The following is a 23,634-nucleotide window of genomic DNA, read 5'->3' as shown; positions in this document are numbered from 1 at the left end:
TGTGTGTCAGTACTCGGTGGTCTTCATTAATGATTTAAAAACCTGGCTGCTCTCCGGGCTGGTGGTGCTCCGCCAGTGGATAACGCCGGGGGTGGTTGCCAGTTCAAACGGCTCGTCATCGTGAGCGCGATTCAGAATTCGCGCCGCGCGCCAGGCCATCAGGCTGAGCTGGGGTTCGGCAATACCGAGACGGTGCATCCCGGCATTGACGGCAAACAGGCGGTTGCTCTGCGGGCCGTCCCATTCAAGGGTAAAATCGTTGTTGATGCAGAAGGCTTCATCCTCATCCAGACGCAGTCGGGAAGAGAGCGGGGCGAGAAACGCGGGCTGCACGGCGCGGTAGCCGGTGGCGAAAATCACCACATCGCTTTCAAGCTGTTCGCGCCCGCCGTCCAGGTGATGCTGGATGCTGAGGCGCTGCCCGTTCTCCTGGCGCGTCAGCGCCGTCACCGAGCGGGACGGCATCAGGTGCGCCCAGGGTTTTTCCCGCAGCACTTCGAAGCGGTGATACATGGCACGATAGATGGCCAGCAGCGACTCCGTGGTGATCCCGTCGGAGGTCATCTTCTGCTCCTGCAACATCTGGCGACGGGCGTCGTCACCGAGGGTGGAGAAGCTGTCCACATACTCCGGCGTGAAATATTCGTTAGCAAACGCGGCTTCATCCAGCGCGTTGTAGTTGTTGCGACGCGAGATCCAGTTGAGGCTCAGCGGCTGGCCCCATTCCCCACGGAAGATATTCAAAAACAGATCCGCACCGCTCTGGCCGCCGCCGACGACGGTGACGCGCTTGCCCGCTAAATCCGGCGTGCGCAGCATCATTTCGCTGGCATGGAAGCAGGTGTCGTCCTGCGCGGTGACGCAGTCTGGCAGATTGATCTGCTTCCCAATCCCCACGCAGACGTGGCGCGCCAGGAAGCGATCCCGCTGGGTCACGACCTCAAACAGACCGTTTTGCTCATCAAAGCTGACCTGCTGCACCTGCTGGCTGAAGGCCAGATTAGTCAGGTTATCCGCCGCCCAGCACAGGTAGTCGGCAAACTCCTCGCGCGAGACGGTGCGCTGCTCGGTAGTGAGGAAACGGTAGAACTTTTTGCGCTGTACCAGGTAGTTCAGGAAGCTGTGGCGGTTGGTTGGCTCCACGGCGCTGACCAGATCCTTCAGGAAGCTGGTCTGCATGTGGCAGTCCGGTACCATCATTCCCGGGTGCCAGGAGAAGTGCGGCTTGCGTTCAAGAAACAGCGAGCTAAAACCGTCCAGCCCCTCTGCCAGCGCGGCAATACTGAGGTTGAACGGACCGATACCAATGCCGATGAAATCATAGGTTTTCATTGCGCTGACTCCTGGGAGACCAGAAAAAGAGGGTTATCAAGATCGCAGACGTAGTTCGGCAGCATGCGGTTGCCGCCATCGTGTTCAGAGAAGGTCAGTTTGACCGGGTTGAGGATCACGCGAATAATCTGCGGCTTAAACAGGTCGAACTTCGCGAAGCGCGCCGCAAGATCCGGATGGGCGGCCATATAGCGACGTAACACCTGCGCCAGGATCTGATAGAAGCGGGTTTCGCTCACGCCGCATTGCAGGGTGAGACGGGAAATAAAGCGCAGCACCGTGACAAAGTTGCCGGTTTGCAGGTCGTGGATGATGTAATCCGCACTGAGGCGTGCGGTGACGGCTTTTACCTGCTCCGGCAGGCTCTGCGCCTGCGGGAAATCCTCGTCCACCAGGCGCATGTCGCCCTGGAAATCCTTCAGCAGAATGCGCTGTGGGACGTAATCTTTCATCACCAGCGTGACGTTCTGGCCGTGGGCGATGAGCGCCACCCCGTAGCGGCAGAGCAGGTGATAGAAGGGGATCACCGTCGCCTCAAACAGCTTTTCCAGCCATGCGTCTGCGGTTAACCCCGAGCGTTTGATCCATGCGTCAATCAGCGGGCGCCCGTCGTTATCGGTTTCCATCAGCGCGGCCATCAGCACCGCCTGTTCGCCATCCTGTAAATAGCAGGATGGGTTCTCGCGCCAGATCACCCCCAGCATCTCCTGATAGCGGTACGGCGCCTCAGGCAATGCGGCATAACCCGGATGCGACAGATATCCGGCTGCGGGTTCGCCAAGCACCTGCGCCCCGGAGTGAATCAGCGTGGCATCGCTGGCGAACTGCTGCTGTAGCCAGCGCGAGGCCAGCGGACCGGCGGCAATATACTTGCCCGGAATACCGCGGTAGCAGGAAGTGTTGTAGATGGTCAGCGGCAGCTTGATGTCATACGGCGCGCGACGGCTGGCGTTGGTCAGCGTGCGCAGGGACTGCTGCGCCAGATACTCATCGCCGAACTCTCCCAGCTCCACCATCTCACCGCGCGCGAGCTGTGCCAGGAAATGAATGGCAATTTTTTGCTGCCACTGCCACGGGTGCAGCGGCACCGGCAGCCAGCTATCATCCAGATCCAGTTCCTGCCAGCGGGCGTCGAACCGCTCGCGCTCGGCATCGTCCATGGCGCTGGAGAGCAGGGCGTTAATATCGCAATCGGCGTCGCTGCTCCAGACCAGACGATCGCGCTGCACGGCGACCCAGTGCAGGCGAAAACGCCCGCGATATTCCGGCGCGTACAGGCGCAGGGCATCCAGCCCCCAGCCGCGGCGTCCTTTATTGAAAATAAACTTCGGGTGACCGCGCATCAGGCACTGTAGCTCGTCCGGGTCAAGGTGGATCAGCGCATCGGCATCCAGCGTTTCGCGCGCCTGCAACAGCTGCATGTCGCCCCGCAGCGTGGCGTAGAGATCTTCCATGTGCTCCGCCGTTTGCGCGTCGCTCATCTCCAGCACGGTGGCCAGTTGCAGCAGCGCGTTTTCCGCTTCGACCGCCGCGCCACTGGCGGTGGTCAGGGTATCAGGGTCAATATGCAGCCAGCCCCAGATCCCACGCGTGGCGCTAAACTGCCAGGTCGCGTTGCCCATACTGATGCGCCAGTAGTCCGCCGAAACCGGCTCGGCGCGCAGGGTGCGTTCATATTCCAGTTCAGCGAGGATCTTCGCCACCATCTCGCGGTTCACTTTCTGCCAGAGCGCGTTCACAGTTCCACCTCATGGAAGAAGCGGTGCCGCTCGCTCATGATGAGACGGGAGCGTTTGTGCGGGAAGTCGAACTCTTTCACGGTGTCAAAACCGGCGGGCGCCAGATGGCGGAACAGACGCTGGTTGTCGAAGCGCGGTTCCGCCACAATGCGCGCCGTACGCGGTTCATCGAGATACAGATAGTGGCTGAGGCCACGCAGCCAGCTGCGGATATACTGCGCCCCGCGCCAGTTCTCTTCGCCCACCAGCATATGTAGCCCGCGGTCAAACGGCTGCCAGCGGTAGTGGCGGCCAATGCGGTCTTCCGCCGCCCAGTAGAGTTCAAAATAGCCGAACGGCTGGTCGTCAAAACAGCCGATCACCGGGTAACAATAGGTCGAGTCGAGCTGACGGCGCAGGTAGTTTTCCTGCTCGGCCTGCGGGCCCGCCATCTCCCAGAAGGCGTTCACGCGTGGGGTGTTCATCCAGCGGGTAAAACGCTCGCCGTCCAGCGCCACGTCCGCTACGCGGAAGCTCAGGGTGCGCTTAATCTGCGGATCGTAACGGCGATACACTTCGCCCTGCGGACGATGAGGGCGCAGCGGGAAGTACAGCTGACGGCTTTCATCAAACTGCATTCCGCCGCTCGCCTGCGGACGTTCGCCTTTCAGCCACAGCGGCAGCTGCCAGAATATTTCGCGCGCCAGATAATCCCCGTTTGCGAGGCTAAACAGCGCCTGCGCCTGAGGTTCATCCTGCCAGGCGGCCCACGGCAGGGTAATGCCGGTCAGGGCGGGGGCGGCAACAAACAGCTGGTCGAGGGCGTCCACCAGCCAGCCGTCCGGGAGCCCGGCCAGACGCGCAAGGACCGCGCTGCCGTCAAGACCCAGCGTCAGCGGCAGGTTTTGTTCCGTGGCCGTACAGCGAAAGCCGTAGCCGGAATGGACGATATTCGCGTTTGCCATCACGCCTTCTCCTTATAAAACGGGTTGCTAAAGTCGAAATAGATCACCGTCGGATCGACGATGGTGTTTTCGTTGCGATCGTGCAGGTAGCAGAAGAAGTTGCCTTTGCAGTTCCAGGTCGGGCTGTCGAGCACATAATCAAGGCAGCGGGTCTGCTTCGCCGTCATGCGCAGTTTGGCCAGCGCGTCACGCACGCGGGGCATCAGGTTCTCTTCGCTGTCGAAGCCGGCAGCGGCGAGCGCGGCGGTGACGGCAAGGGTAGAGTTCAGCAGCAGGTAATAAGGGAAGTAGCGCAGCAGCTGGCTCTCACCGAAGCGGTTTTCCACCTCGGTTTCGCCTGCCTCTTTCAGCCACGCGTCGGCCCCTTCGGTCCAGGCGCTGCCCTGACAATCGCGGTAGATCAGCCCAACGGGGAAATCCTGCTGCATCTCAACGAGGATATTTTGCTGGTGCGCCAGCAGGACCAGACCGTAGTCCGCCTCGGCGCTGAACAGCGGAAGCAATACGCGGTCGCAGTAGGCGTCCAGCCAGCAGCGTGCGGCCTGGGCGAGCGGGAGATCCAGACGCTGGCTCAGACGGCGCACCGCCGCCGCCAGCAGGCTGTCGCCGCCGTCCGGTGCCGCCTGGGTCAGGCTCACCAGCACGTTGGTTTGGGTATCTGGCGTATCAAACAGCAGGTTGACGCGCAGGGCCATCAGGCTCTCTTCCTGAATGACGCCGCTTTCATCGCGCAGCCCGGCCCAGCCGTCTTCCTGCATCACGCGCATGGTCGGGTAGCGCGCCTGGAGTTCCTGCCAGCGTGCCGTTTTCGCCAGCCGCGCCAGGCGCATGCCGCGCTTAACTTCTTTGACCGACAGCGTGCGCACGGAGTTGGTCAGCCGCACGCTGAGGGAAAACTTAATCATGTCGCTATTGGTTTCGCTGTACAGCGAGCGGGAAGAGCTGGTAGGCAGCCACTGTGCGCCCGCCTCGCCAAGATCCCGCAGGGCGCCTTTTTCAACCAGACGCTGGCACCACGGCTGCTCCAGCAAATAGGCAGCCTGCCACGGATGCATCGGCAGCAGCCAGCGGGTGTCGGTGAAGTGGCCGAGAAGATCCGGCGCACTCTGGGCCGCGAAGCGCAGCAGACGTTCACGCAGGGAGACGTTCAGGCTGTCCCCGGCTATCAGTTCATGCTCAACCGCAAACCAGCGCAGCGGGAAGCGCGAGGCGAAATCCGGCAGATAGCGGCGCGCCTCGGCCTCGTTAAACGGCTCGTGCGACTTTGGGGCAGGATGAAAAGCATGGCCGACCAGCAGCGCCTGTTCCGCTTCGGCAAAGGTCAGCGGCTTATCGCGCAGGTTTGCCCAGTTGTTGCGTAAATCAATGGCCTGCCAGGTGTGCGTATGGCTCTCCAGGACGCGCTGCTTAAAGCGCGCCAGCGTATCGGCGTCCAGAGCGCCTTTTACTGTCTCTTTTTCAAGTATGAAATCAATCAGTTGATGGAATGTGACCGTGTCACCGCCGTCGCTGTCGGCCTGAATCAGCGTGGCCGGGAAACAATACTGGTGATGCTGCGTGGGGGAGAAATAGCGTACCGGAACCCGGATGGCCTGGGTTGGTGAGAGCGGGATATGTATCTGCGATAACTCATCCGCACGGGTTGCGGGAAGATAGTGCCAGTCCTTCGTTTCGCGCAGCAGCGCGTTCAAAAAACACTGGGCCGCAACATCTGTACCGGCGGAGCGGGGCAGAGCACGCATAGATGTACCTCATTCCATGACTGATAATAATTCTCGTTATGATATTCATTCTGTTTACAGTCGCAACTATTTTTGCAATATTTGTTTTCATAAACTTCATAATTTCCACACATTTATTGACATTATCTTCACAATTCTATGCGCACCCGTACTGAGAACATCACTGACAATATGGCCCCGAAGGCAAACTGGCCCCTTGCACTGGGCGCCGGTTTATTGGGTATCGGACAAAACGGTTTGCTGGTCATGCTGCCGCAGCTGGTCTCCCTGACCGGACTGTCGCTCTCCGTCTGGGCCGGGCTGCTGATGTTCGGCTCGATGCTCTTTTTACCCGCATCGCCCTGGTGGGGACGCCAGAGCGAGCGGCACGGCTGTAAGGTCGTGATGCTGGCCTCGTTAGGCGGCTATCTGGCGAGCTTCGTCGTGATGGCGCTGGTGGTCTGGGCGATGGCCAACGGCGCGCTGAATGCCCTCTGGGGAATGGCGGGCCTGGTTCTGTCGCGCATGCTGTACGGCCTGACGGTATCGGGGCTGGTGCCTGCGGCCCAGACGTGGGCCATTCAACGCGCGGGGCTGGATAAAAGAATGGCGGCGCTGGCAACGATAAGCTCTGGCCTTAGCTGCGGGCGTCTGCTGGGACCGCCTCTGGCCGCGCTGATGCTCAGCGTCAGCCCGGTCGCACCGCTCTGGCTGATGGCGCTGGCGCCGTTTATCGCGCTGCTTCTGGTGCTGCGCGAAGCCGCCGATCCCCCGCTGCCGCCGGTGGCGCACCAGACGACGCGGTTACAGGCCTCTATGATGCCTTTCCTGCTGCTGGCGCTGCTGCTGGCGGCGCTGGTCAGCCTGATGCAGCTTGGTTTATCGCCGCATCTTCATCCGTTATTTAATGGCGATGCCGTGCAAATCAGCCATCATGTCGCCCTGCTGCTGAGCCTGGCCGCGCTGGCGACCCTGGCGGCGCAGTTTCTGGTGGTCCGCCCGCAGCATTTTAGCCCGAGGGTTTTACTCTTGATTGCCGCGGTCTTGATGGTGGCGGGGCTTGGGCTGATGTGTCTCGCCAGTTTAGCCCTGTTCTACGTGGGCATTGTCATCACCTCGCTGGGTGCCGCCATGGCCACGCCGGGATACCAGCTTTTGCTCAACGATCGGCTGACGACGGGCAAAGGGGCAGGGGTGATCGCCACCAGCCATACGCTGGGGTACGGGGCCAGTGCGCTGCTGGTACCCGTGGTGACGCTCTTTTACGGTGAGCAGTTTTTGATTACTGCCGCATGGGGAATGGCGCTGCTGTTTCTTGCGGTGAGCGTATGGGTACGATCGACCGATCGTACCCCTGCTGAACATTAGTGGAACGGATGAGAGGAGGTGCTGGCTGCGTCCTCACTTTGCCGCAGACGCTGGAGCGGATCCTGCTGGTAAAACTGGCAGAAACGCTGCCACAGCGCCGGGAAGCGTGGGGCAAAAAGCTCAGGTGCGCTAAAGAAATACTCGGACAGCACCGCAAAGCACTCGGCGGGATCGGTCGCGGCATAGGCATCAATGCTGGCCGCGCTTTCACCCACCAGGTCTATCTCATCCTGAATGTTTTCCATCGCCGCGTGCAGGTCGTGCTCCCATCCCGCGACTTCACGCAGCGGGATCAGCGGCACGCCGCTGGCGCGATCGCCGTTGCGGGTATCCAGCTTATGCGCTACTTCGTGAATGATCAGGTTGAAGCCCGAGGCATCGAACGAGTCCTGAATATCCAGCCAGTTGAGGATGATCGGCCCTTGCTGCCAGCTCTGCCCGGACTGCACCATACGCTGGTTGTGCACCAGCCCGATGTCATCCTCCCACTCATCATCGACGATAAACGGCGCCGGGTAGATCAGCACTTCGTGGAAGCCATCCAGCCATTCGATACCCAGCTCCAGTACCGGCAAGCAGAAGAGCAGGGCGATGCGCGAATTTTTAAGCGGATCCAGTTCGAAGCCCTGTAGCGGCACCAGCCGTTTTTGCTGTAAAAAACGCTCGGCCAGCTGAATCAGCTTTGATTGCTCTTCAGGCAAGAGATTCGCCAGCACGGGGATCGCCAGAGCCTCATCCCAGGGCAGCGCCATATTTCGACCAGCTTCGTTCGTTTTCCAGGGCCACTTAATCATCGCTTTGCTCGTTACTCGCACGTGAACAAAATGGAAAGGTCAGGGGCTGTAAGCATGCCAACATACTCTGTTAAGCAGTATGACACTCCTCTTCGGCGGCATGCAGACTGGCAGTCTGTTTAAGAGGAATCCAGCCCGCATAAACTATCACTATGTGCCGTAAGGTTGATAGCGCTTTAGGGGTATCCCCTTCATTTTGTGAAGTATGTCGTACGCGGCTATGATAAATCTCTTCTTACCCTACCGTGCTTAAGGATCCCGTCAGTATGCCCGTCAATTTTGACCTCAACGATCTCTATGCCTTCCGCGCTTTACTGGAATACGGCAATTTCCGTCTTGCGGCAGAATCTATTTGCCTTTCCCAGTCGGCGTTGAGTCGCAGAATTGAAAAGCTGGAGGCGGCACTGGGGACAAAACTGTTCGACAGAACCACCCGGCGCGTCACGCTGACCCTGTATGGACAGACCTTTGCCGACCGGTGCGGGCAACTGCTTGTCGACGTGGAGTCCATGCTTTCGGATATCGATAAGGCCAGCGAGGAGCGCACGGGATTAATCACCGTGGCGACGGTGCCGTCTGCCGCCTGTTACTTTATGCCGGATGTGATCCGCCGCTTTCAGTCCCGTTACCCCCGCGTGCGCATTAAACTTATCGACAGCAGCGCCGGAAATGTTATCGAGGCCGTCACCCGCGGACAGGCGGATTTTGGTATCTGCTTTGCCCGGAGTTTACAGCCCGACATCGAGTTTGTCCCGCTGGTGGAGGACGTCTACGTGGCCGCCTGCCGACGAGACAGCCCGCTAGCAAAAAGAAAAAGCCTGACGTGGCAGGCTTTTTATCAGCAGGATTATATCGGTCTGGATAAGACCTCCGGCAACCGCAATCTTCTCGACCAGCGGGTCGGACATATTCGGCCTGAGCGCCCCAGCATCTGCGAAACGCGTCACGTGACGACTATGCTCGGGATGGTTGAAGCCGGGATCGGCATTGCGGCCGTTCCCGCCATGTCAATGCCCCGCGCAGAGCATTCGCTGCTGACGTCGGTGCCTTTAACCGAGCCAGAGGTCAGGCGAACCGTGGGGTTGATTCGCCGCCGCGGGCGGATCCAGTCCTACATTGCTGCCGAACTCGAAACGCTGATCACCGAGCAGTATCGCGAGGTGCACTGACGGGCGTTAAGCCCGTTGCCGTAATGACGCTGGCCGCCTGTGGCGAGGAGAGAAAGGCCAGCAGCGCTTTTCCCTGCTCAGGATGGTCGGCCTTCTGCGTTACGGCTCCGGCGAAACGGGTAATGTACTGCATGTCGTCAGGCAACTTACCCAAAAACGTCACGCCCGGGACCGGCAGAAGCTCGCTCACCTGCTGAAAGCCGAGTTCGTATTTCCCTTTTGCCACTTCAGACGCCACCGGGATGCGCTCAACCCGGTGCGCTTTATTTTGGACCTGGCCGTCGATGCCCAGCTTACGGAACAACTGGCTCTCAACATACCGGCCGCTGGCGCTGTCGGAATAAGCCATGGAATGCGCCTTCAGCAGCGTTTGCCGCAGGGCGGGTACCGTACTGATATCCGGCACCGGCGCGCCCGCTTTGACGACCATCCCGACGGGCGAATCCGCCAGCTCCACGCGGGAGCCCGCCGCCGTCCTGCGATCCTGTTCCAGTTTCGCCAGCGCATCGCCCACCATAATCACCACGTCCGCTTTTTCGCCCCGGGCGAGCCGGGCCGGAATGGCCTGCGGTGTTTTGCCCATCGACGGGCCGGAGACCACAATGAGCCTGTCGCCGCTTTGCGCTTCGTACTGCGGCGTCAGCTTCTCCAGCGCCGCTTTGAAGCCGCCAGAAATCATCACCGTCACCTCCTGCGCAAGCGCGCCCGCGCTGAGGGTGGTGAAGGTCAGGGCGGCAATCACCGTTCTGAATGTAAGCATGAGGGATCACTCCTTAACGGTGGTTTGCAGAATTAACGTGCGACGACGATAGAGATAAAGCGTTGCCAGCAGGGCGCAAACGGCGGCAAAGCTCATCCAGTACCCCGGGGAGGCTTTATCGCCGGTGTACTCAATTAAGGCGGTAGAAATCACCGGCGTGAAACCGCCAAAGACCGCCGTTGCGAGGCTATAAGCCAGCGAGAAGCCCGCCACGCGCACCTCTGCTGGCATGATCTCCGTCAGGGCCGGGATCATCGCGCCGTTATACAGGCCGTAGAGGAAAGAGAGCCACAGCAGCACGGTCAGCATCATGGAGAAACTCGGGGCTGCCGCCAGCATCGTCAGTGCCGGATAGCTGGTCGCCAGCGCCAGCAGCGTCATGGCGATCAGCACCGGTTTGCGTCCGAAGCGGTCCGACAACGCACCGCCTATCGGTAGCCAGATGAAGTTAGAAATGGCTACCAGTAGCGTGACCAAAAGACTGTCCGAGGCGCTGAGCATCAGGACTTTTTTACCGAAGGTCGGCGCATAAACGGTGATCAGGTAAAACGCGGTGGTGGTCATCGCCACCATCAGCATGCCCGCGATGACTACTGGCCAGTTGGCGAGCAGCGTTGTGAAGACCTGACGCATCGCCAGATGGTGGCGACGGGCGCTGAATTCCTCGGTCTCTTCGAGCTTGCGGCGCAGGAAAAAGATGAACGGCACAATCAGACAGCCAAACAGGAACGGAATACGCCACCCCCATTCGCGAATGGCACTCTCTTCCAGCACCATATTCAGCGCAAAGCCCATCGCCGCCGCGATCATAATGGCGACCTGCTGGCTACCCGACTGCCAGCTGGTGTAGAAACCCTTGCGGCCCGGCGTTGCGATCTCCGCCAGATAAACCGAAACCCCGCCCAGCTCGGCGCCTGCCGAAAAGCCCTGCAACAGGCGGCCGGTCAGCACCAGTAGCGGCGCCCACAGCCCAATGCTCTGATAAGAAGGGATCAGCACAATCAGAAAGGTTCCGGCGGCCATAATCGACAGGGTGACGATCAGCCCTTTACGGCGGCCCACTTTATCAATGTAAGCCCCCAGCACAATGGCCCCGATCGGACGCATCAGAAAGCCCGCGCCAAAGACGGCGAAGGTCATCATCAGCGACGCAAATTCACTGCTTGCCGGGAAGAACGTGTGGGCGATGTAGGTGGCATAAAAGCCGAACAGAAAGAAGTCGAATTGCTCAAGAAAGTTGCCCGACGTGACGCGGAAAATTGCGCCCGCTTTCGAACGAACCGTTGCAGGTGAGGTTGAGGAAACCATGATTATCTCCAGTTTTATAGTGACGTTATGCTCGTCTGTTTCTGAAAACTGGATCAGGAAGTGGAAATTGATAAGCGCAAATCGCGCATGGACTGATGCGTGTGGTGCATTAATGACAAAGCGTTGACCAGTATTTACATATTCAACAATAACTTAACATTTCGGTGATCTTTTATTTACCACATTTCGCTAAGTTGCTGATATATCAGTTTTGTGACACCGCGCAGGTGAGAAGCCAGGCGGGGCCTGGCTTGGGATTATCAGCGCAGCGCGTTGGCAATCGCGCTAAACATCAGCGACGCTTCCAGCGGCTGGGCGCTGAATGACGGCTCTGCCTGCGGCCAGGTGGACCACTGGACGATAACCAGTTTTTCTTTCTGATTAACCACGATCATCTGACCAAAAATACCCAGCGCCCACAGGGAATCCTTCAGCGAATTTTCGACTTTCGGCTCCACGTTTGTGGCGGTGGCCGGCACTTCGTTGTTCCACCACTGGTAGCCGTACAACCCCTTCGGATGCGCGGCGGACACCGATCCTTTGGCCTGTGTCCAGGCTGAGGACTGCTTCACCCAGCCCTCGGGGAGGATCTGCTTTCCGTCCGGCAGTGTACCGTTATGCAGGATAAACTCCCCGAAACGCCCCCAGTCTTCCAGCGTGGCGTTAAATCCATGCGCACCCACGTCGTGCTGGCCTTTGCTGTAGGCATGCCACACGCCGTCGCTCGCCATGCCGTACGGCTGCCAGATGCTTTTCTCCAGATACGCCGCGAGCGTCATGCCGGTGGCGCGCTCAAGCACATCGCCTAACAGCCAGGCGCCACCCGAGGAATAGGACCAGTTTTCACCCGCCGGGTGTTCACGGTGTAATCCTTTCACCAGGGTGCGCACGCAGTCGTAGGTGCCCGGTTTCGCTTCGCATTCGGTAAGCCGGGCGAAGTCTGACTGCGGGTTAGTGTAATCTTCGTTCCACGCCACGCCCGAGGTGTGGGTGATGAGCTGTTTCAGCGTTACGCCCTCCCAGGCGGTGCCTTTTAAATCCGGTTCGTACTGGGTGATGAGGTCGTCCAGTGAGTGGATTTTACCCTCTTTTATCGCAACGCCCACCAGCGCGGAAACCACCGATTTGCCCACGGAACGCGACGTCCAGAGCGTTGAGTTGGTATTGCCTTCTCCCAGGTATTTATAGGCCACTTTGCCATTTTTCAGCACCAGCATGCCGCTGACGTTCTGGCGTTTCAGGTAATCCTGAAGATTGTAAATCTTACCCTTCACCTGATAGCGGGCATCGGTGAGCGGTTTTTCTGCGGGCAGCAGCGGCGTTGCGTTGCCGTGGCGGAACACATCGCCCGCGTAGTTGCGGTAGTCATTGCGAAAGCCCACCACGCGATCGGCCTGGCTCCAGGTGAGCATGGTATGTGCGTCCGGGAGTCTGGCATCGAAAGGCGCCGGACAGGTCGTGAGGTCGGTACCGTTGCAGGCCGCCATGACGGCGGGCGAGAGCAGGCTGCTGACAACCAGCGCCGCGAGCAGCTTGCGGTTTGTTTTGATTTTCATATTTATCTCGTTTGGCTCAGGAAGGACTTCAGTTTAAGAACCTGCGGCCTATAATAAAAAACGCGTTATGGGGGAAAATCCCCCGGAAAAATCGCGTGGAGAATGACGTGGCATCACTGATCTATTCCTTTGCCCAACTTGAAGCGTTCACCGCCGTCGCTGAGCACGGCAGCCTGATGAAGGCGGCCAGTAAACTCGGCAAAGATCGTACAACCTTGCGGGATCTGATCGATTTTCTTGAGGATGGGCTGGGCTACGCTCTGTTCCTGCGGGAGGGGCGCAGCCTGCGCCTGACGCCGGAGGGGGAGCAGCTTCAGCGGCAGGCGCACCTGCTGATGCGGCAGGTCAAAGCATTTGAGGCGTTTGCCCGATCGGTGCCGGACAGCGCCACGCAGGACATTGCCCTCGTTTACGATCCGTTCACCCCCAGAGCTTTTTTACAGGCGCTGATTGCCACACTGGCGGCGAAAAAGATCCGCCTGAGCCTGACCAGCGCATCGCGCGATGAGGCGGAAGCCATGCTGGCGGACGGTCAGGCCGATCTGGGGATCTGCCAGGCGCGCAACCGCAGCGTGGGCAATGAGATGGAGTGGCGGGCGCTAGGGGCGATCGAAATGGATTTTTACGCCGCAACGGCGCTTTTTGCGGAGGTTGAGTCGCCGGTGTCGCTGCTCGATCTCTCTCTGGTTCCGCAGGTGATTATGCATGCCGCGTCAGACGAGCCGGTTGCCCGTCGCCTGCAAATTTCAGGGCACACGCTTTTCACTAACGAACTGGAGATGCTGCGCGGCCTGCTGGAGAAAGGGTGCGGCTGGGGATTTTTGCCGACGCATCTTCAGGCGGCGCGATGGCAAAACGTAAAAAGGCTGCACACCGAAGTGGGCAGCCAGGGGATCGGTCAAACGATGGTGACGATCTGGAAACCGGGCAGCGACAAGCGCGGGTTAATTAATGAAACGCTGTCGCTGCTGCCGTCATTGTGGAAAGACTCAGCGCTGTGAACAGCCTTTGCACTGCTTGTTCTGGATCTGCTGGAAGAAATCGTTGCCTTTGTCATCCACCAGGATAAACGCCGGGAAGTTCTCCACTTCAATTTTCCAGATCGCTTCCATTCCCAGTTCCGGATACGCCACGCACTCCAGACTCTTGATGCTGTTTTGCGCCAGCACCGCCGCCGGGCCGCCAATGCTGCCGAGGTAGAAGCCGCCGTGCTTATGGCAGGCGTCCGTCACCTGCTGGCTGCGGTTACCTTTCGCCAGCATGATCATGCTCGCACCGTGGGATTGCAATAAGTCCACGTAGGAGTCCATACGCCCGGCGGTGGTTGGACCTAAGGAGCCAGACGCGTAACCTTCTGGCGTTTTGGCCGGGCCTGCATAGTAAATCGGGTGATCTTTGACGTACTGCGGCAGGGCTTCGCCGTTATCGAGCAGTTCTTTCAGCTTCGCATGGGCGATGTCGCGTGCCACAATAATGGTGCCATTCAACGACAGGCGGGTGGAGACCGGGTGCGCGGAAAGCTGCGCCAGAATATCGGGCATCGGCTTGTTCAGATCAATGCTTACCACGTCGCCTTCTCCCTGCTGGCGCAGGGATTCAGGAATATACTGGCCCGGATTGTGCTCCAGCTTCTCAATCCAGATCCCGTTGCGGTTGATTTTCGCTTTGATATTACGGTCAGCGGAGCAGGAGACGCCCATGCCGATCGGGCAGGAGGCACCGTGGCGCGGCAGACGGAGCACGCGAATATCGTGGGCGAAGTATTTCCCGCCAAACTGCGCGCCAAGGCCGAGGTTTTGCGCTTCCTGAAGCAGTTCCTGCTCGAGCTGGACGTCGCGGAACGCCTGGCCGTGCGCATTGCCTTCGGTTGGCAGGCTATCGTAGTAGCGCGCAGAGGCGAGCTTGACGGTTTTCAGCGTAGCTTCCGCGGAGGTGCCGCCGATAACGAAGGCGATATGGTAAGGCGGGCAGGCCGCGGTGCCGAGGGTCCGCATCTTCTCAACCAGATAATTTTTCAGCTTCGCCGGGGTGATCAGCGCTTTGGTTTCCTGATACAGATAAGTTTTGTTGGCGGAACCGCCGCCTTTCGCCATGCAGAGGAATTTGTACTCGTCACCATTCACGCTGTAGAGGTCGATCTGCGCGGGCAGGTTGGTGCCAGTATTCACCTCTTTATACATATCCAGCGCCGCATTCTGCGAGTAGCGCAGGTTGTCTTCAATATAGGTGTTATACACGCCCTGGCTCAGCGCTGCTTCGTCACCGCCGCCGGTCCAGACGCGCTGGCCTTTCTTACCCATAATAATCGCGGTGCCGGTATCCTGGCAGGTCGGCAGCACGCCTTTCGCCGCAATCTCGGAATTGCGCAGGAATTGCAGGGCGACGTACTTATCGTTCTCGCTGGCTTCCGGGTCGCTCAGAATAGCCGCAACCTGCTTCTGGTGAGAGGTGCGCAGCATAAACGCCGCGTCGTGGAAGGCCTGCTGGGCCAGCAGGGTCAACGCCTCTGGCTCGACTTTCAGCACTTCCTGACCGTCGAACTCGGCAACGGAAACGTGCTCTTTGGTCAGCAGATAATATTCGGTGTCGTCATGCGCGAGTGGGAAGGGGTTCTGGTAGATAAAGGGTTTGTTTGACATAGCTTGCTCCACAAAAATTTAACCGCCGGAGGAAATGTCCGGCGGTCAGAAATCAGAACATCATGGACATCCACGGGTAACCAATCAGCAGCAGTGCTGCCAGGAAGATGGCGCCGAAGATAGTGCCGAGGCGCCAGTAGTCTTTGGTTGGCAGGTAGCCGCTACCGTAGTAAATCGGGCTTGGGCCAGTACCGTACGGGGTGATGATCCCCATCACGCCCAGCGAGGTCACCATCAGCAGGACGAACACTTCCATATTCATGCCCGGAATGGTGGAGGCGATGGTCAGCATCGCAGGCAGCAGCGCCGTGGTGTGCGCGGTGGTGCTGGCGAACAGGTAGTGCAGCAGGTAGAACGCCAGCAGCAGGACGATGGTGGCGACACCCGGAGAGATACCGCTCATCAGCATGCCGCCTTCTTTACCCAGCCAGCTGATAAAGCCGGTGGAGGAGAGACCATCCGCCAGTGCCACCAGGGTGGCGAACCAGACGAAGGTATTCCACGCGGCTTTGTTGCCGGTGATGTCGTTCCACTCCAGCACGCCGGTCCACAGCATCAGGCCAACGATCAGCAGGGCAGCCATGGCCGGTTCAATCCACGCCGCGGCGAAGATCCACATCAGAAGCGCGCAGCACACGAACACCAGCAGCAGGATCTCATTGCGCGACAGTTTGCCCAGTTTTTCCAGTTCGCGGGTCGCCCACAGTGGTACTTCATTGTTTACCTTCACTTCTGGCGGGTAGAACCAGTAGGCCAGCAGCGGCATGGTCAGGATCAGCAGGATACCCAGCGGCAGGAAGGCGAGGAACCAGGTCCCCCAGGAGATATCAATTCCAACGGTGCTTTTCACCAGCGCCAGTGCCAGCAGGTTAGGTGCCAGAGCGGAAAGGAACATCGAGCTGGTGATACAAGCCGCGGTGATTGCCACCCACATCAGATAGGAACCGATTTTGCGCGCGCTTGGGTCGTTGGGTTGTGAACCGTACAACGGCGGCAGGTTAGCGATAATCGGGTAGATGGTCCCACCGCTGCGCGCGGTATTGGACGGGGTGAACGGGGCCAGCAGCAGGTCCGCGAAGGTAATGGCGTAACCGAGCGTCAGGCTGCGACGGCCCAGGTACTTCACCAGAATCAGCGCCAGACGGCGGCCGAAGCGGGTTTTGTCGTAGCCTGCGGCGAACATAAAGGCACCGAAGATCAGCCAGACGGTGGAGTTACCAAACCCGCTCACCGCCCATTTAAAGGAGGCGCCCGCCAGCTTGAATTTCGGGTCAGCCAGCTGTTCGGGGCTAAAGAGCACCCACTGGCTGCACAGCGCAATCGCCACCACGCCGGTGAGGCCGATTACGGCGCCCGGCAGAGGTTCGAAAATCAACCCGACGATGACGCCAACAAAGATGGCGAAGTAGTGCCACGCATAAGGCGGCAGACCTTCCGGAACGGGGACAAACAACAGCAGGACGGCGACAATGACGGGCAGGGCCATCATCAGCAGGCGTTTTGCTGTTCCATTTGATGCCAGATTCGCCGCAGGAGGCGTTACAGCAGTTTTTGTTTTCATAGTTTCACGTCTTAAGTTGTCAAAAATTCGTCGTACAGCGAAAACACAAATTCGATTGCTTTATTCGTTTTGCTTTTTTTAGTTATTTAAGGTGCGTTTTTGTGTTTTCAGTAATAGCGATTTAACGCATTATTGTTTGCGCTAAATAAAAAATGATGATGTTTTTATATTGCGCCTTTGGATGCCATTACTATTGATCGCGATCAAAAAAACAGAATTGAGGACGTAATTTTATACTTTTTATAATAACCACTCTGAGTAGTGTGGTTATTCGCTATTTTTAAGCATTTTATTTATCAATTCTATAACATTATTAATTTGGACTGTGTTTTAAGTTTTGATTTTAAAGGGTTTTTGATGTGATTGGTGTATTGGCTTTACCATTGTTGATTTAACTTTTTTTAAATTAATGTGAACGTATAAAACATTCGAGCTAACACCAATGTGTTATTAATGTTATCGCAGGGATTAAATAGTTTATTAACTAACGTAATGACTTTAGAAACTAAAAAAGCTTTATATTAATGTCATGACATCGGCAAAAACACGAAATAAAAAATCCATACCGATAACGAATTCTTAATTTTTAAAGTTTGGAGTTTCTATTATGAGCACTAACGAACGTATTTTAAGCCCCTTCACATTACCGAATGGTACTGAACTGAAAAACCGTTTGTTAATGGCCCCGATGACAACCTGTACGGGGTATTACGATGGCACCGTGAGCAGCGAGCTGGTGGAGTACTACCGTGCCCGCGCTGGCAGCATCGGCACCATTATCGTTGAATGCTGTTTTGTTGACGATCTCGGCCTTGCGTTCCCGGGCGCAATTGGTATTGATAACGACGAAAAAATCGCCGGACTGGCAAAAATCGCTGACGCCATTAAGTCCAAAGGTTCCAAAGCCCTTCTGCAAATTTACCACGGCGGCCGTATGGTCGACCCAAAACTGATCGGCGGCCGCACGCCGGTTGGCCCAAGCGCGGTTGCCGCGCCGCGTGACGGTGCCGCGACGCCGGTTGCTCTGACTTCAGAAGAAGTGGAAGGCATGATCGGCAAGTTCGGCGAAGCCGTACGCCGCGCAATTCAGGCCGGCTTCGATGGCGTCGAAATCCACGGGGCGAATACCTATCTGATCCAGCAGTTCTACTCCCCGAACTCTAATCAGCGCGACGACGAGTGGGGTGGCAGCCGCGATAACCGTGCGAAATTCCCGCTGGCGGTGCTGGACATTACCCATAAGATGGTGCGCCAGTACGCGGACGACGCGTTTATCATTGGCTACCGTTTCTCACCGGAAGAGCTGGAAGTCCCCGGCATTCGCTTCGAAGACACCCTGTATCTGCTGGAAAAACTGGCCGCTCGTGGGGTGGATTATCTGCACTTCTCCCTTGGCGCCGCCCTGCGTCCTTCTATCGTCGATACTCAGGACCCGACGCCACTTATCGAAAAATACTGCGCCATGCGCTCTGACACGCTGGCGCAGGTACCGGTGATGGGCGTTGGCGGCGTGGTGAATGCCACGGATGTGAATGAAGCGCTGGATCACGGTTACGACCTGATTGCCGTTGGCCGCGCCACCATCGCCTATCCGGACTGGACCGATCGCATCGCGGCGGGCGAAAGCCTGGAGCTGTTTATGGACAGTACCCGACGCGAAGAACTGAGCATCCCGGAACCGCTGTGGCGCTTCTCGCTGGTGGAAGCGATGATCCGCGACATGAGCATGGGCGAATCTAAATTCAAACCGGGCACCTTTATTGAAAAAGTGCAGGACGATGCTAACGAACTGGTGATTAACGTCAGCCTCGAAACCGATCGTATTGCCGATATCGAATTGGCCTCCGGCCCGAGTGAAGACGTCGAGTTTGTCACCAGCTTCGAAGAGATCCGTACCCGAATTCTGGATGCCAATACCCCGCACGTGGATGCTATCACCGGCGCAACCAGCCAGAGCGAGGCGGTGAAAAAAGCGGTCTCGAAGGCGATGCTGAAATCCAGCAAAGCGCTGGCGGCAGAAGAGGGCGCTGACCCGAATGAGACTAAAAGCGTGGACGTGGTGGTGGTCGGCAGCGGCGGCGCCGGTCTGGCGGCGGCGATTCAGGCTCACGACGAAGGCGCGAGCGTGCTGATCGTTGAGAAAATGCCGACTATTGGCGGGAACACCATTAAAGCCTCTGCCGGGATGAACGCGGCGGAGACCCGCTTCCAGCGCGTGAAGGGCATTCAGGACAGCAAAGAGCTGTTCTACCAGGAAAGCCTGAAAGGCGGTGGCAATAAGAACAACCCTGAACTGCTGCGTCGCTTTGTCGAGAACGCGCCGCAGGCCATCGAATGGCTGGCAACGCGCGGCATTATGCTGAACGACATCACCACCACCGGCGGGATGAGCATCGACCGTACGCACCGTCCGAAAGACGGTTCCGCGGTGGGCGGATATCTGATTAGCGGCCTGGTGCGCAATGTCAACAAACGCAACATCGAGGTGATGCTGGATACCTCCGTGAGCGACATCATCTTCGAAAACGGCGAAGTGACCGGCGTGCGTCTGACCACCGAAGAGAACGAAACCCTCACCGTGGCAACTAAAAGCGTAATTGTCGCGACGGGCGGCTTCAGCGCCAACAGCCAGATGGTGGTGAAATACCGTCCGGACCTGGAAGGGTTCGTGACGACTAACCACAAAGGCGCAACCGGCGGCGGTATCGCGCTGCTGGAGCGTATTGGCGCAGGCACCGTCGATATGGGCGAAATCCAGATCCACCCAACCGTTGAGCAGAAAACGTCGTACCTGATTTCCGAATCCATCCGCGGCGGCGGGGCGATTCTGGTAAACCAGCAGGGCAACCGCTTCTATAACGAAATGTCGACCCGCGACAAAGTCTCGGCGCAAATCATCGCGCTGCCGGAGAAATACGCTTACATCGTCTTTGACGAGCATGTTCGCGCCAAAAACAAAGCCGCGGATGAGTACATCGCGAAAGGGTTTGTCACCAGCGCCAGCTCGCCAAAAGCCCTGGCGGAAGCGCTGGGGATGGATCACCACCAGTTCCTGGCAACGCTGGAACGCTACAACGGCTTTGTGGAAAAACAGCATGACGATGATTTTGGCCGCACCACCGCGCTGCGTGCGCCTATCAACGAAGGGCCGTTCTATGCCATTCAGATTGCGCCGGGCGTGCACCACACCATGGGCGGTGTGACCATCAATACAGAAACCTGCGTGCTGGACAGCAACCACAACGTATTGCCGGGAGCGTTTGCTGCGGGTGAGGTTGTCGGGGGTATCCACGGCGGTAACCGCATCGGTGGTAATGCGGTGGCAGATATCATTATTTTTGGTACGCTTGCCGGACATCAGGCGGCTATGCGTTCGAAAACACGGTAAGGCTCCTGTTTCCCCGGCGGCGCGGTGCTTGCCGGGGCTACATCTGAGGACTTATGCAATGCCTGATAGCCATCGCGTTTACAGCTACAACGCCGTTCTGATGGGCTCGCCCATCCTCCTGAAACTCTTCTCCCATGACGAAGCCCTCGCGTCCCGCGTGTTTCGCCTGATCAAACAGTACGAAGATCTCCTCACCGTCAACCGTGCGGATTCGCAGGTGATGGATGTCAACCATGCTGCCGGTCAGCATCCGGTTGTCGTCAGTCGCCCGGTGTTTGACCTGATCCGCTGCGCGAAAGCGGCCAGCCTGCCTACAGACAGTGCGTTCAACCTGGCGATAGGTCCGCTGGTCAAACGCTGGAAAATTGGCTTTAAGGGGGACACTGTACCGCCCGCGGACGAGATCGCCGCCTTGCTGAGTATCACGGATCCTGCGAACGTGGTACTGGATGACGCCAACAGCAGCGTGTTTCTTACACGCCAGGGAATGGAGATCGATCTGGGGGCTATCGCCAAAGGTTATATCGCCGACAGGGTGCGGGATTACCTGCATAAAGAGGGCGCCGAACTCGGGTTGATCAACCTTGGTGGCAACGTCCAGACGTTAGGCTCGCCGGAGGGTGGCTGGCGCGTCGGGCTGAAAAAACCGTTCGCCGGTGATGCGCTGATTGGCGCCATAACGGTAGAAAACCGGTCGGTTGTGACGTCAGGCACCTATGAGCGCTACTTCGAGCAGAACGGCAAACGTTATCATCACATACTTGACCCGCGTACCGGCTACCCGCTGGATAACGAACTGGACAGCGTGACGATTATTTCGCAAGACTCCCTCGACGGCGATATCTGGACCACGCTGATCTACGGCATGGGCGTGGAGCAGGGCTGCGCCGCGCTGCGTTCGCGCCCCGATATTGAAGCCATTTTTGTCACCAAAACAAAAGAAGTGGTGATCTCCTCGATGCACCACTTCCGTTTTACCCTTCTGGACGACAGCTACCGAATTACTGGCAGTACTGTTTGAGCAGGCCGACCTGTTCCGGCTGCAAACGGTAGCGATATACCGGTCGACCGGTGGCGCCGTAGTGAATGCTGGTGAACAGGATATTGATTTGCGCCAGCCAGATCAGGTATTTGCGGCAGGAGACGCGGGAAATGTTGACCGCATTCGCCAGATCGTCGGTGGAAAATTCTATCTCCGGATGGCTGTCGATCCACTGGCAAATGGTGCGCAGCGTCTGCGGCGTTAAGCCTTTCGGTAATTTTTTGCTGTCGGCCAGCTCCGGCGCGCCGCCGTGGATCAGCCTGTCGACGTCGGCCTGTTCATAATACTGATGCGAGCCCATCAGACTGCGCTTTGCCTTCCAGCCGTTCAGCGCCTCTTCAAAACGCGGGAACTGGAACGGTTTAATCAGGTAATCCACCACGCCATAGTGCATCGACGTCTGGATCGTTGCGGCGTCGGAGGCTGACGAAATCATGATAACGTCAATCGGGCGGCCCGATGCCCGGATGATGGGCAATAGATCCAGCCCGTTATCCTGCTGCATATAGACATCCAGCAGCACCAGATCGATCGGCTGGCCTGGGTTTGCGATCAATGCTTCGGCCTGGTTGAGCGTGGAAGCGACGCCGCAGCAGTTAAAACCCTCAACGCGGTTAACATACAGACGGTTGAGGTCGGCTACCATGGCGTCATCATCGACAATTAATACATTTATCACGCGATATTCCTCTCGCTATCCCAGGGGATCTGAACAAAAAATTGGGTAAATACGCCAGGCTCCGACTCGACGGTAATATCTCCGCCCAGGTTCTGGATCTGCTGACGTGCAAGGAACAGCCCAACGCCACGGTTTTCACCTTTTGTTGAGTAGCCCTTTGTAAAAATAGCCTCCAGCCGCTCGGGATCAATGCCGGGACCGTCATCGCTGACCTCACCGCTCAGCCAGCCGTTCTGATAATGCAGCAGCAGGCCGATCTCGCCTTCCGGCTGACCTTCCATCGCATCCAGGGCATTTTCGATTAAATTGCCCAGCACGGTGATCAGAACCGCAACCTGCTCTTCATTGCTGGTGTCAGGAAGCTGACTCTCCTCGGCCAGCGTCAGGGTCACTCCCGCCTCTTTGGCGCGGTTGATTTTACCCAGCAGGAAACCCGCAATGACCGGCGATTTAACCTTGCGCTGTATCGCGCCGATATCCGTCTGATAATTCTGTGCGGTCTGGATGATGTACTCTTCCAGCTTATCGTAGCGCTTCATGTGCAGCAGGCCGAGGATCACGTGCAGCTTGTTCATAAACTCATGCGTATGTGAGCGCAGGGCATCAACATAGTTGACCATACCATCGATACGCTGCATTAACTGGCTGATTTCGGTCTTATCGCGGAAGGTGCTGATTGCCCCGATGACCTGATTCTGGCTTTTCACGGGGACCATGTTGCACAGCAGTAGCCGTCCGTTACAGCCGATCTCTTGATCCTGGCGAGCAATGCCGGTTTTCGCCACTTCCCGCAGGCTGACCAGCAATGGTTCGCCGCTGCTCTCGGAGTGCTCACCCGAGCTCATGAGCAAAATTTCTCTGGCGGTGTGGTTAATCATCGTCACGCGCCCGTGCATATCAACAGCCATCACGCCTTCGCGCAGGGACTGCAACATGGCCTGGCGCTGCTCAAAGAGGGCGGAGATCTCGTAAGGCTCCAGCCCGAAGAGAATACGTTTCAGAACCCGGACCAGACCCCATATCGCCACTGAGCTCATCAGAACGCTGAATAAGATGGTCCACACGGCATTGAGCCGACCGCGGGCAATCTGATCTTCAACTTTATTCAGCGAAATACCCACCACGACCACGCCGATCTGGTCGTGCCGATCGTCATAAACGGGCGTAAAAACGCGCAGTGCTTCCGCGAGCGCGCCGCGGTTCACGGAGACATTCTCTTTCCCTTCGAGGGCGGGCGTCAGATCGTCGCCAATAAAATGCAAACCTAACAGCGCTTCGTTTGGATGGGAATAGCGGATCCCACGCAGGTCGGTAACCACGGTAAACAGCAGGTCGTTGCGCTTCGTAACCGCCTGGGCAATCGGCTGGATGATGCCGGCCTGCGGCGATTCCATCAGGCCACGCTTGATCTCCGGGCTGTCGGCCAGCGTTCGGGCGATACCCAGCGCAGTATCTTTCACGTCATCGCGCGTGGCACGGGTGATCTGCACAGAGTACAGCGCGAAGACCACCAGCAGCACAGAGCCGATAATGGCGCACACCATCAGCGTAACCAGCGTATTCAGCTTCATAGGGCGCTTGCGCGTCGGGGGGAAGGGCTGCAAATCGCTCATTAACACTCCGCGATGAAAAAG

Annotated in this window: 17 protein-coding genes; 5 read left to right on the top strand and 12 right to left on the bottom strand. The window is 58.0% G+C overall.

The features are described from left to right. Positions 1 to 6 precede the first annotated feature (6 nt). The 4 genes from HWQ15_RS22485 to HWQ15_RS22470 are packed head-to-tail and all read right to left on the bottom strand — an operon-like array spanning position 7 to position 5,757. Positions 7 to 1,332, bottom strand: coding sequence for a lysine N(6)-hydroxylase/L-ornithine N(5)-oxygenase family protein (locus tag HWQ15_RS22485; RefSeq protein ID WP_023306541.1), 1,326 nt, complete (start codon positions 1,330 to 1,332; stop codon positions 7 to 9). Beyond that, positions 1,329 to 3,071, bottom strand: a complete 1,743-nt coding sequence (iucC, locus tag HWQ15_RS22480; RefSeq protein ID WP_063148544.1) for an IucA/IucC family siderophore biosynthesis protein — start codon at positions 3,069 to 3,071, stop codon at positions 1,329 to 1,331. The genes HWQ15_RS22485 and iucC overlap by 4 nt, the downstream gene beginning before the upstream one ends. After that, positions 3,068 to 4,015, bottom strand: a complete 948-nt coding sequence (locus tag HWQ15_RS22475) for a GNAT family N-acetyltransferase (RefSeq protein ID WP_063137659.1) — start codon at positions 4,013 to 4,015, stop codon at positions 3,068 to 3,070. Before HWQ15_RS22475 ends, iucC begins: the two co-directional genes overlap by 4 nt. Beyond that, a complete protein-coding gene (locus tag HWQ15_RS22470; RefSeq protein WP_063148545.1) occupies positions 4,015 to 5,757 on the bottom strand; it encodes an IucA/IucC family siderophore biosynthesis protein in 1,743 nt (580 codons plus the stop codon). The genes HWQ15_RS22475 and HWQ15_RS22470 overlap by 1 nt, the downstream gene beginning before the upstream one ends. A 138-nt stretch (positions 5,758 to 5,895) precedes the next feature. On the opposite strand from HWQ15_RS22470, the gene HWQ15_RS22465 reads away from it, so the two are divergent. Further along, positions 5,896 to 7,104, top strand: a complete 1,209-nt coding sequence (locus HWQ15_RS22465; RefSeq protein ID WP_063148546.1) for an MFS transporter — start codon at positions 5,896 to 5,898, stop codon at positions 7,102 to 7,104. On the opposite strand, the gene mtfA is transcribed toward HWQ15_RS22465, so the two are convergent. Beyond that, positions 7,101 to 7,898, bottom strand: a complete 798-nt coding sequence (gene mtfA, locus HWQ15_RS22460) for a DgsA anti-repressor MtfA (RefSeq protein WP_022648578.1) — start codon at positions 7,896 to 7,898, stop codon at positions 7,101 to 7,103. The genes HWQ15_RS22465 and mtfA overlap by 4 nt on opposite strands. A 266-nt stretch (positions 7,899 to 8,164) precedes the next feature. On the opposite strand from mtfA, the gene HWQ15_RS22455 reads away from it, so the two are divergent. Next, a complete protein-coding gene (locus tag HWQ15_RS22455; protein ID WP_023300505.1) occupies positions 8,165 to 9,067 on the top strand; it encodes a LysR family transcriptional regulator in 903 nt (300 codons plus the stop codon). On the opposite strand, the gene HWQ15_RS22450 is transcribed toward HWQ15_RS22455, so the two are convergent. The 3 genes from HWQ15_RS22450 to HWQ15_RS22440 all read right to left on the bottom strand — a co-directional run bounded on the left by HWQ15_RS22450 (position 9,039) and on the right by HWQ15_RS22440 (position 12,691). Then, positions 9,039 to 9,827 carry a substrate-binding domain-containing protein gene (locus tag HWQ15_RS22450; protein ID WP_063148547.1) on the bottom strand — a complete coding sequence of 263 codons (789 nt, stop codon included), beginning with the start codon at positions 9,825 to 9,827 and terminating at the stop codon, positions 9,039 to 9,041. The two genes, HWQ15_RS22455 and HWQ15_RS22450, sit on opposite strands and share 29 nt — an antisense overlap. A gap of 6 nt (positions 9,828 to 9,833) precedes the next feature. Continuing rightward, complete coding sequence (locus HWQ15_RS22445) at positions 9,834 to 11,135, bottom strand: MFS transporter (RefSeq protein ID WP_022648575.1); 1,302 nt, start codon at positions 11,133 to 11,135, stop codon at positions 9,834 to 9,836. Between the two features lie 260 nt (positions 11,136 to 11,395). Then, positions 11,396 to 12,691 carry a serine hydrolase gene (locus HWQ15_RS22440; protein WP_063148548.1) on the bottom strand — a complete coding sequence of 432 codons (1,296 nt, stop codon included), beginning with the start codon at positions 12,689 to 12,691 and terminating at the stop codon, positions 11,396 to 11,398. Positions 12,692 to 12,786: 95 nt separating this feature from the next. On the opposite strand from HWQ15_RS22440, the gene HWQ15_RS22435 reads away from it, so the two are divergent. Next, positions 12,787 to 13,692 (top strand): LysR family transcriptional regulator, encoded by a 906-nt coding sequence (locus HWQ15_RS22435; protein WP_063148549.1) that lies wholly within the window; start codon positions 12,787 to 12,789, stop codon positions 13,690 to 13,692. On the opposite strand, the gene fumA is transcribed toward HWQ15_RS22435, so the two are convergent. Beyond that, positions 13,681 to 15,330 carry a class I fumarate hydratase FumA gene (fumA, locus tag HWQ15_RS22430; protein WP_063148550.1) on the bottom strand — a complete coding sequence of 550 codons (1,650 nt, stop codon included), beginning with the start codon at positions 15,328 to 15,330 and terminating at the stop codon, positions 13,681 to 13,683. The two genes, HWQ15_RS22435 and fumA, sit on opposite strands and share 12 nt — an antisense overlap. Before the next feature lie 52 nt (positions 15,331 to 15,382). Further along, positions 15,383 to 16,891, bottom strand: coding sequence for an anion permease (locus tag HWQ15_RS22425; protein ID WP_074143520.1), 1,509 nt, complete (start codon positions 16,889 to 16,891; stop codon positions 15,383 to 15,385). A gap of 607 nt (positions 16,892 to 17,498) precedes the next feature. On the opposite strand from HWQ15_RS22425, the gene HWQ15_RS22420 reads away from it, so the two are divergent. Both HWQ15_RS22420 and HWQ15_RS22415 read left to right on the top strand, forming a co-directional pair. Continuing rightward, a complete protein-coding gene (locus tag HWQ15_RS22420) occupies positions 17,499 to 20,279 on the top strand; it encodes a flavocytochrome c (protein WP_063148551.1) in 2,781 nt (926 codons plus the stop codon). A gap of 58 nt (positions 20,280 to 20,337) precedes the next feature. Further along, positions 20,338 to 21,300, top strand: coding sequence for an FAD:protein FMN transferase (locus HWQ15_RS22415; RefSeq protein WP_046619334.1), 963 nt, complete (start codon positions 20,338 to 20,340; stop codon positions 21,298 to 21,300). Here HWQ15_RS22415 and dcuR read toward each other — a convergent pair. Together dcuR and HWQ15_RS22405 are read right to left on the bottom strand one after the other, a co-directional pair. Next, positions 21,281 to 22,000 carry a two-component system response regulator DcuR gene (dcuR, locus tag HWQ15_RS22410; RefSeq protein ID WP_023300497.1) on the bottom strand — a complete coding sequence of 240 codons (720 nt, stop codon included), beginning with the start codon at positions 21,998 to 22,000 and terminating at the stop codon, positions 21,281 to 21,283. The two genes, HWQ15_RS22415 and dcuR, sit on opposite strands and share 20 nt — an antisense overlap. After that, positions 21,997 to 23,613 carry a sensor histidine kinase gene (locus tag HWQ15_RS22405; RefSeq protein WP_063148552.1) on the bottom strand — a complete coding sequence of 539 codons (1,617 nt, stop codon included), beginning with the start codon at positions 23,611 to 23,613 and terminating at the stop codon, positions 21,997 to 21,999. Before HWQ15_RS22405 ends, dcuR begins: the two co-directional genes overlap by 4 nt. Positions 23,614 to 23,634 lie beyond the last annotated feature (21 nt).

The organism is Enterobacter sp. DSM 30060, assembly GCF_013375955.1.
GTDB classification, from domain to species: domain Bacteria; phylum Pseudomonadota; class Gammaproteobacteria; order Enterobacterales; family Enterobacteriaceae; genus Enterobacter; species Enterobacter intestinihominis.
Note: the sequence above shows the minus strand (reverse complement) of the source record. Positions and strands in the feature narration are given on the sequence as shown.